The organism is Tritonibacter mobilis F1926, from assembly GCF_000376545.2.
Lineage (GTDB): Bacteria > Pseudomonadota > Alphaproteobacteria > Rhodobacterales > Rhodobacteraceae > Epibacterium > Epibacterium mobile.
The window spans coordinates 677762-690153 of the sequence record NZ_CP015230.1; the positions used below are offsets into that span (position 1 = coordinate 677762).

The window sequence follows — 12392 nt, forward strand, 5'->3', positions numbered from 1 at the left end:
AGCCGCGAATCGCACCGCCAACTGTGGCCGCGACGCCGCGATGTGACGTTTTGCTAAAGAAGCCTACAGAAAAATTGGGTAAACGGGGTGACGAATCACGAGAGCGCTCTAAAGATTCGCTCCACCCGAATCGCCCGCAGCCCCTTAGAGGAGCATTGAATGGCCGCCAAAGATACTGACGACCGCAAGCCTGACGATCAGGACGCCGAAATCTCGCTCGACATGAGCCAGGCGCAAGTCAAGAAGATGATCGCCGAAGCCCGTGAGAAGGGCTACATTACCTACGATCAGCTCAATCAGGTTTTGCCGCCGGATCAGGTCTCCTCCGAACAGATCGAGGACGTCATGTCCATGCTGTCGGAAATGGGCATCAACATCATTGAAGATGAAGACGCCGAGGAAGAAGAGAACAAAGGCACCACGGAACTGGTGACGACGGAATCCAACCGCGAGGTTGCCGTCGCCGGAACCGGGACCGAGAAGCTGGATCGCACGGACGATCCGGTGCGCATGTACCTGCGCGAGATGGGCAGCGTGGAGCTTTTGTCGCGCGAGGGCGAGATTGCCATCGCCAAGCGCATCGAGGCCGGTCGCAACACCATGATCCTCGGGCTCTGCGAAAGCCCGCTGACCTTCCAGGCGATCACCATCTGGCATGACGAACTCCTCTCCGAGGACATTCTGCTGCGCGACGTCATTGATCTGGAGGCCACCTTTGGCAACCAGATGGATGAAGAGGGCGGCGTCGGAGAACCGGTGGTGGACCCTTCGGCGGTGTCCGGTGCGGCCAAGCCTGAGAAGGACTCCGGCCCTGAGCTTGATGCCGATGGCAACCCGATCCTCAACAACGACGACGATGACGACGACGATGACGATCAGGCCAACATGTCCCTTGCGGCCATGGAAGCGGCGCTGAAGGATCGCGTGCTGGAAACGCTGGAGCGCATCTCCAACGACTTTGTGACGCTGTCGGAAATGCAGGATCTGCGGATCTCTGCGACCCTCAACGAGGACGGCTCCTTCTCCAAGGACGATGAGGCCAGATACCAGCAGCTGCGGTCTGAGATCGTGGAGCTGGTGAACGGTCTGCACCTGCACAACAACCGCATCGAGGCGCTGATCGACCAGCTTTATGGCATCAACCGCCGCGTCATGCAGATCGACAGTGCCATGGTGAAGCTGGCGGATCAGGCCCGCATCAACCGCAAGGAATTTGTCGAAGCGTACCGTGGTCGTGAACTCGATCCGAACTGGCTGGCGGAAATGGGTGAAAAGCCCGGTCGCGGCTGGCAGATGTTCATCGAACGCTCCACCGACAAGGTTGAAGAGCTGCGCGCGGATATGGCGCAGGTCGGTCAGTACGTCGGTCTGGACATCTCGGAATTCCGCCGCATCGTGCAGCAGGTGCAAAAAGGTGAAAAAGAGGCCCGTCAGGCCAAGAAGGAAATGGTCGAGGCCAACCTGCGCCTCGTGATCTCAATCGCCAAGAAATACACCAACCGCGGTCTGCAGTTCCTCGACCTCATTCAGGAAGGCAACATCGGCCTGATGAAGGCGGTGGACAAGTTCGAATACCGTCGCGGCTATAAATTCTCGACCTATGCGACGTGGTGGATTCGTCAGGCGATCACCCGCTCGATCGCCGATCAGGCGCGCACCATCCGTATTCCGGTGCATATGATCGAGACCATCAACAAGCTGGTCCGTACTGGCCGTCAGATGCTGCACGAGATCGGTCGCGAGCCGACGCCGGAAGAACTGGCCGAAAAGCTGCAAATGCCGCTCGAGAAGGTCCGCAAGGTGATGAAAATTGCCAAGGAGCCGATCTCTCTTGAGACCCCGATCGGAGACGAGGAAGACAGCCAACTGGGCGATTTCATCGAGGACAAGAATGCCGTGCTGCCCTTGGACAGCGCCATTCAGGAAAACCTCAAGGAAACCACCACACGGGTTCTGGCGTCCCTGACGCCGCGCGAGGAACGGGTTCTGCGGATGCGTTTTGGCATCGGCATGAACACCGACCACACGCTGGAGGAAGTCGGCCAGCAGTTCAGCGTGACCCGCGAACGGATCCGTCAGATCGAGGCCAAGGCGCTCAGGAAGCTGAAGCATCCAAGCCGCAGCCGCAAACTGCGCAGCTTCCTCGATCAGTAAGACCCATGATTGTTAAAGCGCCCCCGCAAGGGGGCGTTTTTCATAGGGCTACCTATAGTTGCAATGCATATTATGCGCGTCGTGTGGGGTTTCATTCATCGCGGCGTAATGCGGGACATATATAGGCGGGCTGGTTTAGGCCGGGCCATATGCTTTGTCCCTTTTGCACAGTTGAAATGATCTTGGCCCTGATGTTTCATCCGTGTGTAATTTAGATGCGCGCACTGATGTGCTGCGTGTGATTTGATATAAGACGTCTCAACACAGGTATTTAAAACCATGAAAGCCGTGACCAAACGCGCCGCGATCCTTGCGACCCTCTTTGCAACCCCGGCGCTGTCCTGCCCTGATGGGTCTATTACGCTGGTGTCCTGTACGCTCAAAGAGGGCGCGAAATACCTTGAGACCTGTTTGATGGGCGATCACGCGACCTATGCCTTTGGCACTGCAGAGCGACGCCCGGATCTGGCGCTTGCGCGCCATGTGGATGAGGTAGAGATGACCCCATGGCCCGGTGTCGGGCGCGAAATCTGGGAGGATTTCACCTTTCATAATGGCGAGACCTCTTACCGCGTCCACTACAGTATCGACCGTTTCTCCGAACAGGGGGATGGGCTCAGCGGGGGCGTTACGGTTCTAAAAGGGCAGGAGCCTCTGGCGCAGCTTGAGTGTGATCCGGGCAGCGTCGACGCAGGCTATCCGTTGCCACTGTGGGATGCCAAAGAGCAGGCGGCACAATCGCCGGATCGTTAAGCCGGTAACGCGTGTTGGTCTGAGAGGCGCGGTTGAACTGCATCCCAGCCGGGGCAGCCCAATTGGCCCGTGCTCGGTGTTGGGCATACATACTATTAACCAATTTCGGCAAATTCGTTAACCATTACCACTGTTGGAATATTGATTAAAGAAATCGATAATTTATTCCTACCCCGTGCGCTTGTGATACATTCAAGCCATACACCGGGGGGTGAACATGAGTGGAAACAACGAAATGCAAAGCGCATTGGGTGCGCTTGACGAAAAGCTCGATGCTTTGGACACGATGACAGAGGTTAATTCCTTTCTGGTGTCGGCCCTACGCGAGCACGAACAGGAGCTCATTCGCATGAGCCCGCAAGAGACCCGCGAAATGCTGCGCCAAAAAGCGCGCGCCTATTATCGCGTGGATGGCGGCGAGCGGCCCAATCCAAAGGCGCTGGATCTTCTGGAAAAAACACTGGGCAGCGGCCACACGGCGGAAATCATCCAGTTCCCGGTGCGTCGCTAAACCCATTCCAGGCGGAGAGTGTGCAAGGGCGGCAGTAAGGTCGGGTGTGTGCGGGCAGGGCGATGGCTTGTCCCCGGCACGGGGCTACACTACATTCTGGGCAACCCTCCAGAAGGATGCCTTCAATGCCCACACGCTCTCGCTCTGCCACACGCGCCCTGACGCTCTCTGCCCTTGCGGCGACAGCTGCTCTGGCAGGCTGTGTCGATCTGCAAAGCACTGGACCACAAGCGGATTATTTCTCGTCCCGCGCGCTTGCCCGCATTTACGCGCTCGACGACGGAAGCTTTGAGGTGGTGCCGGAGATCGGTGCGCAAGGGGCGGCCTATTGGTGCGCGGCCTCTGAATACGCCCGTCGCCGCCTTGGCGCGGACTGGTCGCAGGACATTTATGTTGCCAAAGGGCGCGCGCCCAGCACTGTGAGCGGGCGCATCGACAGCGTCACCTTTACCCTGTCACACGTGCCCAGTGCCGAAGGAAAGCGTCCGTTTATCAACACCTTTGGCTTTAAGCCCGGCGATAATTTCAGCGTCTCCAGCGGCGATAGTTTCTGCCGCGATCTCGAACCGCTGTTCTTCTTCTGACCCGATGCCCGCCGTGCAGCAGCGCGAATTCACCCAGCCAACGCGCGGGCAGGGTCTCTATGAGATCACCCGCGAGCTCCGCGCCTTTGTGGCAGATTGCGCGCACCCGCAGGGGCTGCTGACACTCTTTGTGCGCCACACCTCCTGCTCTTTGCTGATACAAGAGAACGCCGACCCCGAGGTGCAAAGCGATCTCAGCGCCTTTTTTGCGCGCCTCGTGCCGCCGACCACGCATCCCGACATGTCCTACCTGCGTCACACCTATGAGGGCCCGGATGATATGCCCGCCCATATCAAGGCCGCGATGATGCCGGTGAGCCTGTCGATCCCTGTCTCGGGCGGCGAAATGGTGCTGGGCACCTGGCAGGGGATCTACCTCTTTGAACACCGCGACGCCCCGCATCAGCGCCGTATCTTTGCGCATCTCACCGGATAAGGCGATAAATCAGGCGCGAATCCAACCAAGGTCTTGGGGTTGAATTTCCCCTCTACCCAAATCCTAGCAGCTCCCCTATAGTTGTGGATAAATGCGCAAGCCTGCGCACTAGAACGATTTTGTATCGAGGGGAGGAGCCCGAGGATGCGGTGCCCATTTTGCGGAAATGTCGATACGCAAGTTAAGGACTCGCGTCCGGCGGAGGATCACGTCTCGATCCGCCGACGCCGCTTCTGCCCGGCCTGTGGCGGTCGTTTCACCACCTATGAGCGGGTGCAACTGCGCGACCTCGTGGTGATCAAAACCAACGGCAAGCGCGAGGATTTCGACCGCGACAAGCTGGAACGCTCCATTCGCATCTCGATGCAGAAACGCCCGGTCGACCCGGAGCGTATCGATCAGATGATTTCCGGCATCGTGCGCCGACTGGAAAGCATGGGCGAGACGGATATCGCCTCCAAGAAGATCGGCGAAATCGTGATGGAGGCTCTGGCCCGCATCGACACTGTCGCCTATGTTCGCTTTGCAAGCGTCTACAAGAATTTCCAGGCGGCGGATGATTTTGAGGACTTCGTGCACGAGCTGCGCCCCCCGGCGCCGCCCGAGACGTAAATCCCGGCCCTGCTGCCTGCGCATAGCTCGGCGAAAGGTCTGATCCAGTGAGCAAAAGCGACCATCGGTTTATGGGGCTTGCCCTGTCGCTCGGGCGACGGGGGCAGGGGCGCACATGGCCAAACCCGGCTGTGGGCTGCGTCATCGTAAAACAGGGGCGCGTGGTGGGGCGGGGCTGGACCCAGCCCGGTGGTCGCCCTCATGCCGAACCTATGGCGCTGGCGCAGGCCGGTGCAGCCGCTCGCGGTGCCACCGCTTATGTGAGCCTTGAACCCTGCTCGCACCACGGCAAGACCCCCCCCTGCGCGCAGGCGCTGATTGATGCAGGCATCGCCCGCGTGGTCGCCGCGATCGAAGACAGCGACCCCCGCGTCAGCGGACAAGGCTTTGAGATGCTGCGCGCCGCGGGCATCAAAGTCACCACCGGTATCCGCACCGAGGAAGCAGGCTTTGACCATGAGGGGTTCTTTCTCAGAACCGAACAGGGCCGCCCCTTCGTGACGCTGAAACTCGCCTCCAGTTTTGACGGGCGCATCGCCACAGGCTCCGGTCAGAGCCAGTGGATCACCGGCCCTGAGGCGCGCCGCATGGTCCATGCGATGCGCGCGCGTCATGATGCGGTCATGGTCGGCGCAGGCACCGCGCGCGCCGATGATCCTTCACTCACCGTGCGCGATCTTGGCATCAATCATCAGCCCGCCCGCGTGGTGGTCTCCCGCCATCTTGACCTGCCCTTGATGAGCCAACTGGCCCGCAGCGCCAAGGACATCCCGCTTTATCTATGCCACGGAACGGGCGCCGATACCGAACGCCTGCGCGCATGGGAGGGGCTGGGTGCACAGCTTCTGTCCTGCAACGCTCTGGGCACCCAGCTTGACCCGCATGACGTGCTGGAACAATTGGGCAGCGCCGGGCTGACACGGGTGTTCTGCGAAGGCGGTGGCGCACTTGCCGCCACCCTTCTGGCGCATGATCTGGTGGATGAGCTGATCGGTTTCAGCGCCGGGCTGGCCATTGGGGCCGAAGGCCTGCCGTCCATTGGCGCGCTTGGCATTGGCCACCTCAAAGAGGCCCCACGCTTTGAGCTGATCGAAACCCGCCCCGTCGGCGCTGACATCCTGCACCGCTGGCGCCGCCCCCAAAGTTGAGACCACACCCCTCTTCATCTTCTTAAAAATATCCCGGAGCGCGAGGCAGCGCCTCGCATCCTCGCTCAGCGCCAAAGTGGTGCAAATGAGGCAAACAAACCCTGCAGTTTCGACAGGCTGCGGTTCATCGGACCGGGCGCGGGCAGGTCGCCCTTGATCAGCCGATCCACCGCTACCTCTGGCGAACAGGGCAGGTTGGAAACCGGGTCGAAATAGCGCGGATAGTCAATCAATGCCGCATGGGCCAGCCCCAAAATACCGGGGCGTGCATCGCGCCAATGGGGCGCTTCCAGCCGATCCCGCGTCAGTCCCCAGCCTGCATAAAACGGCAGCCCCACGCAGGTCACCGGCACCCGGCGCAGCAATGCTTCAAACCCCAGAAGCGAGGTCATGGTCCAGACCTCATCGACGCTGTCAATCAGCGCCGCCGGGTTGGCGTGTTCCGCCACCACATCGGCCCAGGTCTCGGCATGCTTGATGCGCCCCTTGCGCAGGCCGGCTTCCACATCCGGGTGCGGTTTATAGATCACCACCGCATTGGGGCGTGCGGCGCGCACCGCCTGTAACAGCTTCATATTGCTGTTGATCTTGCCCGCGCCCATCTCGATTGAGGCGTCGTCCTCCACCTGACCGGGCACCAGCACCCGGTGGCCTTTGGGCAGATCCGGCAGCGTGCCGTCGAGGTTGTATTTCGTGACCTCATGTTTGATCAGCCGCATCACCAACGCCTCGATCCGGCGTTCCTGTTGCGGCGTCAGCGTCACCCGCTCGCGGATCAGATCGTCCAGATCGCTGTGGCGGGTGGGATCAAAGTAGATGCCCTGACGGTCCAGCACCAGCGACAAGGGCGGCACCAGTTCCGCCCCCAGCCCGCGCGAGCGCAAAAAGCCATCCTCAAGATGATGCGCCCCGGCGTGGTCCTTGGTGGCCTTGCTGGCCCAGACCATCCAGTTCTTGCCGCTCTTCTTGGCGGTCTTGGTCTTTTCCGTAAAGGTCATGCGCTTGTGCTGACCAAAGAACCGCTGCAAGGGCGCGCGTTTCCACAGGCGGATTTCCGATGCGGCCCAGCCCGCGCGATCCTCGCGCCACGCCCGCACCTGTGCCTCCAGCGAGTCAATCACCTGTTCGAGTTGGCACAGCCGGTCGTGATGCGGATCATACCATGTGGGATAGAGGATCATCGCTGCCGCAAAAAGCTGCGCGCGGGTCAGGCGACGGTGGCGGCCGGGTGGGGGAAACTCGTCCTGAGTCAGGCCCCAGCCAGCATAAAACGGCTGGCCAAAGATGCGCGGTTTGTGACCGGCCAGAATGGCCTCGAACCCCAGTTGTGACGATACCGTATAGACGCCGACCGCGCCCTCCAGCAGCAGATGCGGAGAGACCGGCGCGTCAAACAGCTCCACCCGGTCACTGGTATCGCGCGCGTCGAAATAGCCCGCGCGGTGACCCTTGGTGGTCTCAGGGTGGGTTTTAATAAGAACGCGCGCGCCGGGGTTTTCCTCCTGCGCAAAGGCGAGCATTTCCTGAAACCGCCCCTGATCGGCGCCGGGAAAGGGGATGGACGCCTTAACAGAGGCATCCTCGCGCAACTGATCCACCACCAGCACATAGCCGGGCTCTGGCGGCGGCACATTGGGGTGGAAGGCGTTGTATTTGCTCAGATGTGCGTCCTGCAAACGCGCCATCGCATCGCGCGCGCGTTTCATCAGGGCGCTGTCATCTAGGGGATGGTCTTTTAGCAGCGTGACCAGATCGCTCGACAGGGAGGGGTCAAAATGCACGCCGGTGCGGTCGATCAACAGGCCCAGCGGCGGCTCTCCGCTGCGGCCCGGGTGCACCGAGCGCAAGAACGCATCCTCGATCCGCACCAAGGGCGCGCTATGGTCTTCGGCGATTTTCTTGCCGCGATGGGCGGTGGGGCTGTCGCCCCAGATGCCGACCAGATCGCCCTCTTTGGGCAGGCCAAGACGGATGTCATACCCGGCCAGATCAAGGATACGGCGCACGCGGGACTGGGTCAGAAAGCCGCCATTATACACAAACAACCGGGAGCGCTGGCTCCCGGTTTTTGTCTCGTCTGGATGCGGCAAAGGCCCTTGCATCATCTGCGCTTAGCTGCCGCCGAACAGGGTCTCGACACTTGCGGCCGTGGACAGCGGGCTCGTCAGAAGCGACAGCGTCTTGGTCCACTGAGCATAGGGTGCTTCGGTCACATAGATGGTGTCGCCGTCGCGGATCACGAAGTCGCGGGCGATGAACAGACCGTTAGGCTGGGTGAGGTTCAGCACGTAGATCATCCGCTGTGCGCCGACCAGATCGTCCCGGCCCAGCACCTGATTGGAGATCGCCTCCGGTTCATTGCGGAACACAAAAACACCGGTTGGATCGGACGCGGTGGCAATCAGGCCGCCCACCTGTGCGATCGCCTCCAGCGCGGAGAGGTTCTGGCTCTCGAAAGGCACGCGGGCCTGCGCGGCGGTGGCCCCCAATGCGGTGAACGAACGGGTGTCACCCTCAACGAGGATCTTGTCGCCGTTGCGCAGCGGAATATCGAGCTGGGGATGATCGTAGAGATCCTCGAACCAGATCGTGCCGGTCTTACCCTGACGTGTGACGGAAACCTGCGCAATCTCAGGTTCGATCGCAACACCACCCGCCTGTGCCAGCATCGTGGCGAGCGTCCGGGTGGGGCGCTCAATCGGGTAGACGCCTTGCGCGCCGACCGCACCGGTGAGGCTCACAGTGGCCCCATCGCCCGCCATGCGGCGCACCTGTACTTGTGGGTCGGGGGTCTGATCTTCGAGCTTTTTGGTGATGGCTTCACGCAGTTGCTCGGGCGTGTTGCCGGAGGCGCGCACGCGGCCCGCGTAGGGCACAAAGATATAGCCCGCACCGTCGACCTGCACTTCTTCCAGCAAGGTGGCATTGGCCCCTGCGCTGGCCAGCAGCCCGTCATCGACGTTTTCCCAGATGGTCAGGCCGAGGATATCGCCGGGTCGGATGATGTCGGATGTCAGAACCGAGGCTTTGGTGAATTGGTCGGAAAAGCCAAGCGCGGGCACCACAGCGGTGGCGCGCGCAACGCGGTCATTTACGGATACCACAAAGGCGTCGCCCTGTTTCTGGACGGACCCTGCAAAGATCTGACGTTTATTCGGGCCCACCTTGGGCAGCCCGCATGATGCTGCGAGGGCGACCGCAGCCATCAAGGCCACGGGGCGCGCCCATCGTAAAGTCATGGGTTTCACTGCTCGGTCTCCTCGACCTATGTTTATTTTGCCTCAAGTTTTGCGTCCAAATTAGCGGACTGTCACGTAAAAATCCAGTCGCGCTTGTATTTGGAGTCAGCTCACAACCCGCAAGTGTTGCCTTGGTGCTGCTGTCCCGCGCAGGAGCGCATCATAGGGATCATCGGCAGAGAGCATCATATCCACCACCTGCCGCAGCAATTGCCGCCGCCCGGAGCGGGAATAAAACCCGCCGGGAAACTGCGAGGTTTCCAACAGATAGCGGCGATATTGCTTGTAGGCGCGGCCATCGGGGCGGGCAGGGGTCGCAAAAAACTCCGCCAGGCTTTGGGTCGAGGAAAATTCAGGCTTGTCATAGACCGCGCGGCCAAAAACCTTGAGCGGTAAGCCCCGCCACAGCACCTGTTGACCGGCGGTGGAGTTGACGGTGACGGCGGTGCGGGCCTCGTTCAGAAGGCCCGCGAGCTTGCCGCCGCGCACATAGTGGACACGCCCCTCGACGCCATGTTCCGCCGCAAGCCGATTGAGGGCGCGACGGATCGGGGCGCGGCCATCCTCAAGCGGATGCGCCTTAAACACCAGATGATGGTGGCGCGGCGCGCCCTCGGCAAAGCCGGCGACCACCACCTCAAGGAACTCGGTGATGGTCGAAAAGGGCGAATGGGCCTGAAAGGCGCTGTCATGCTCCAGCTGCAAGAGCGCCAGATGATAGGGAAAACCACCGCGCTGAATGCGCGCGGTGGCAAAGCGGCGGTGCAGCGCATGCAGCGGCATCATCAGCAGGCGATTGAGATAGAGCTGGAATTCCTTGGTCACCGGCAGCGCGCGGTGGGGGCGGAAATTGCGATAGCCCTGATTCCAGAACATGACGAACCAATGATAGAGCGCGCCGTAAATCACATGCTGGCGGGTGTCGCCCCAATGCGCAGGTGGCATCGGCATTTCCAAATCACTCTGCGCCAGTGCCTGCTCCATCTCGGCAACGGGCATCTGCATCAGCCGAGAGTTGCCATTGGTGCCATCACGCTCATAAGTGACCCAATAGGGGCGCAGGTAGCCCTCTTCGAAGGTGTGAATCGTGACGCCCCGTGTGCGTGCAATTTCAACCGCATGGGCGTGAATGGGGCGGGTGTCGCCATAAAGCACGATATCGGTGACGGCGTGGTCCTCAAGCAAGGCAGAAAAGCGCGCAGGCCAGGCCTCTAATGTGTCGCGAAAGGCGATGTAGTTTGACTTATCCGGCCAAAACATCCGGTCGCCTGCGTTAAAGCCAACCCGGCGCACCTCGCAACCGGCGGCCCGAAGCATGCGCGCCAAGGCGCCAAAGAACGGCCCATGCGGACCTTGCAAAAACAAGAAGCTGCGGGATTCACTCGATCCGTGTGTCGATCTCTTTGGCATCTGTGCTCGATCCGATAGTCACATGGGTCGGGCGTGGCCATTCTGATGCGGCCTGTCGAGAGGGTGTTTGATCTCGCCCGTGTTCACGCGTTCTGGTTTGTTTTACGGTGTCTTTGCTGAAAACCTAATCTTGGTAAAGTCTGTTAAACCTAAACTAGAGCAAAAGTATGACCAATTGCCTTATGGGGCACAGAGAGCCTCTTGAGCCGGAGGCGGGCAAGGGCTAGCTCTGTTGGAAAGGCGTCCGCAAGACAGGGGCGCGGCACTCTCAAGCGGCACTATCAAGGAGTTCGCCCATGTTTACCGGGATCATCACCGATGTGGGAACCATCACCGAGCTGGAACAGACCGGCGACCTGCGCGCCCGCATCCAGACGGCCTATGACACCGGCAGCATCGACATGGGGGCGTCAATCGCCTCGGATGGGGTGTGCCTGACCGTGGTGGCGCTGGGGTCGGATTGGTATGACGTGCAGATCTCGGCCGAGACTATTTCAAAAACCAACATTGATGGACGTGGCAATCACAAGGGCTGGTTTGTCGGCAAGCGGGTCAATCTGGAACGCGCGCTGAAGGTCGGCGACGAGCTGGGCGGCCATATCGTGTCGGGTCATGTGGATGGCGTGGCCGAAGTGGTCGAGATGCGTGACGAAGGCGACAGCACCCGCGTCACGCTGCGCGCGCCCAAGGATCTGGCGCGCTTTATTGCGCCCAAAGGCTCGGTTGCGCTCAATGGCACCTCGCTGACCGTCAATGAGGTAGAGGGCTGTGATTTTGGTATCAATTTCATCCCGCATACCAAAGAGGTCACCACGTGGGGGGATGTCAGCGTCGGGGATTTGATCAACCTCGAGATCGACACGCTGGCCCGTTATGTGGCGCGCCTGCAGGAAAGCCAGTGATGTCGCTGGGCACAGGACGGGGCGCAGAGCAGGGCGCAGAACAGGGCACAGGGTCGGTGCCGGGGCTGGGGCATAACGGTGGCCCCAGCATGGAGCCAGGCGTGCTGTGGCGCACCCATGCGTGGCGCTCGGCACAGAAGAAACTGATGCCCAACACCATTCCAAAGCTGGTGCTGCAAATGCGCCTGAAACGGGCCGCCGAGCTGGGCATGGACTACAAGACCTATGCAAAGGTGCGCCAGACCTCCGGTCAGGATGTGCTGGGGCTGTTGTTTTCTGCCAATGCGCTGCGTCTGTTGCGCGACCCGCACCTGCCGGACCTTGAGCGCGCCGCACTGGCGCGCGTCGAACACGCAGGGCGCCTGGCGCTGATCTATCGCCCGCTCGCTCCGGAGGTGGTGGAAGCCATTAATCCGGAAATTGATATCGCAGGGCCGGCTCCTGTCTTTACCGAGAGCTGGGGCGCGATGCGCGACAAGGTACAGAGTGTGATGCGTCAGCGTGGCTTGTCCGGGGCATCGGTCGTGGTGATCGGGGATGCGCCGCTGGAACGGGAATGGACCACAGCAGGCCGCGCCGCCGCCTACCTGAGCGCGGCGGAGTATTTTAAGAACAGCGCACACAACTAAGACCGGGGCGACCT

Annotated in this window: 12 protein-coding genes; 9 read left to right on the top strand and 3 right to left on the bottom strand. The window is 60.9% G+C overall.

The features are described from left to right. Window positions 1-159: 159 nt before the first annotated feature. The 7 genes from rpoD (at window position 160) to ribD (ending at window position 6198) form a co-directional block, all read left to right on the top strand. The gene (gene rpoD, locus K529_RS03195) at window positions 160-2154 is read left to right on the top strand and encodes an RNA polymerase sigma factor RpoD (RefSeq protein ID WP_005627317.1); all 1995 of its coding nucleotides are present in this window, start codon (window positions 160-162) and stop codon (window positions 2152-2154) included. 279 nt (window positions 2155-2433) lie between these two features. Further along, on the top strand, window positions 2434-2907 hold the full coding sequence (locus tag K529_RS03200) for a hypothetical protein (protein WP_005627314.1): 474 nt from the start codon (window positions 2434-2436) through the stop codon (window positions 2905-2907). Between the two features lie 217 nt (window positions 2908-3124). Further along, window positions 3125-3418: a hypothetical protein gene (locus K529_RS03205; RefSeq protein WP_040642748.1), complete on the top strand. Its 294-nt coding sequence runs from the start codon at window positions 3125-3127 to the stop codon at window positions 3416-3418. A 125-nt stretch (window positions 3419-3543) separates the two neighbouring features. Continuing rightward, window positions 3544-4002 (top strand): hypothetical protein, encoded by a 459-nt coding sequence (locus K529_RS03210; RefSeq protein WP_005627309.1) that lies wholly within the window; start codon window positions 3544-3546, stop codon window positions 4000-4002. Window positions 4003-4006: 4 nt separating this feature from the next. Next, window positions 4007-4438, top strand: coding sequence for a secondary thiamine-phosphate synthase enzyme YjbQ (locus tag K529_RS03215; protein ID WP_005627307.1), 432 nt, complete (start codon window positions 4007-4009; stop codon window positions 4436-4438). 144 nt (window positions 4439-4582) lie between these two features. Then, window positions 4583-5050: a transcriptional regulator NrdR gene (gene nrdR, locus K529_RS03220; protein ID WP_005627306.1), complete on the top strand. Its 468-nt coding sequence runs from the start codon at window positions 4583-4585 to the stop codon at window positions 5048-5050. 71 nt (window positions 5051-5121) lie between these two features. After that, window positions 5122-6198, top strand: a complete 1077-nt coding sequence (gene ribD, locus K529_RS03225; RefSeq protein WP_046002425.1) for a bifunctional diaminohydroxyphosphoribosylaminopyrimidine deaminase/5-amino-6-(5-phosphoribosylamino)uracil reductase RibD — start codon at window positions 5122-5124, stop codon at window positions 6196-6198. Between the two features lie 65 nt (window positions 6199-6263). On the opposite strand, the gene K529_RS03230 is transcribed toward ribD, so the two are convergent. From K529_RS03230 to K529_RS03240, 3 genes are all read right to left on the bottom strand, one after another. Next, window positions 6264-8303, bottom strand: a complete 2040-nt coding sequence (locus K529_RS03230) for a capsular polysaccharide biosynthesis protein (RefSeq protein ID WP_005657696.1) — start codon at window positions 8301-8303, stop codon at window positions 6264-6266. Window positions 8304-8309: 6 nt separating this feature from the next. Then, complete coding sequence (locus K529_RS03235; RefSeq protein WP_005657698.1) at window positions 8310-9437, bottom strand: polysaccharide biosynthesis/export family protein; 1128 nt, start codon at window positions 9435-9437, stop codon at window positions 8310-8312. Between the two features lie 105 nt (window positions 9438-9542). Next, complete coding sequence (locus K529_RS03240) at window positions 9543-10847, bottom strand: capsule biosynthesis protein (RefSeq protein ID WP_040643407.1); 1305 nt, start codon at window positions 10845-10847, stop codon at window positions 9543-9545. Window positions 10848-11143: 296 nt separating this feature from the next. Between K529_RS03240 and K529_RS03245 the strand changes: the two genes are divergently transcribed. Then, the gene (locus tag K529_RS03245; RefSeq protein ID WP_005657701.1) at window positions 11144-11749 is read left to right on the top strand and encodes a riboflavin synthase; all 606 of its coding nucleotides are present in this window, start codon (window positions 11144-11146) and stop codon (window positions 11747-11749) included. After that, a complete protein-coding gene (locus tag K529_RS03250) occupies window positions 11749-12378 on the top strand; it encodes a hypothetical protein (protein WP_046002426.1) in 630 nt (209 codons plus the stop codon). The genes K529_RS03245 and K529_RS03250 overlap by 1 nt, the downstream gene beginning before the upstream one ends. Window positions 12379-12392: the final 14 nt, after the last annotated feature.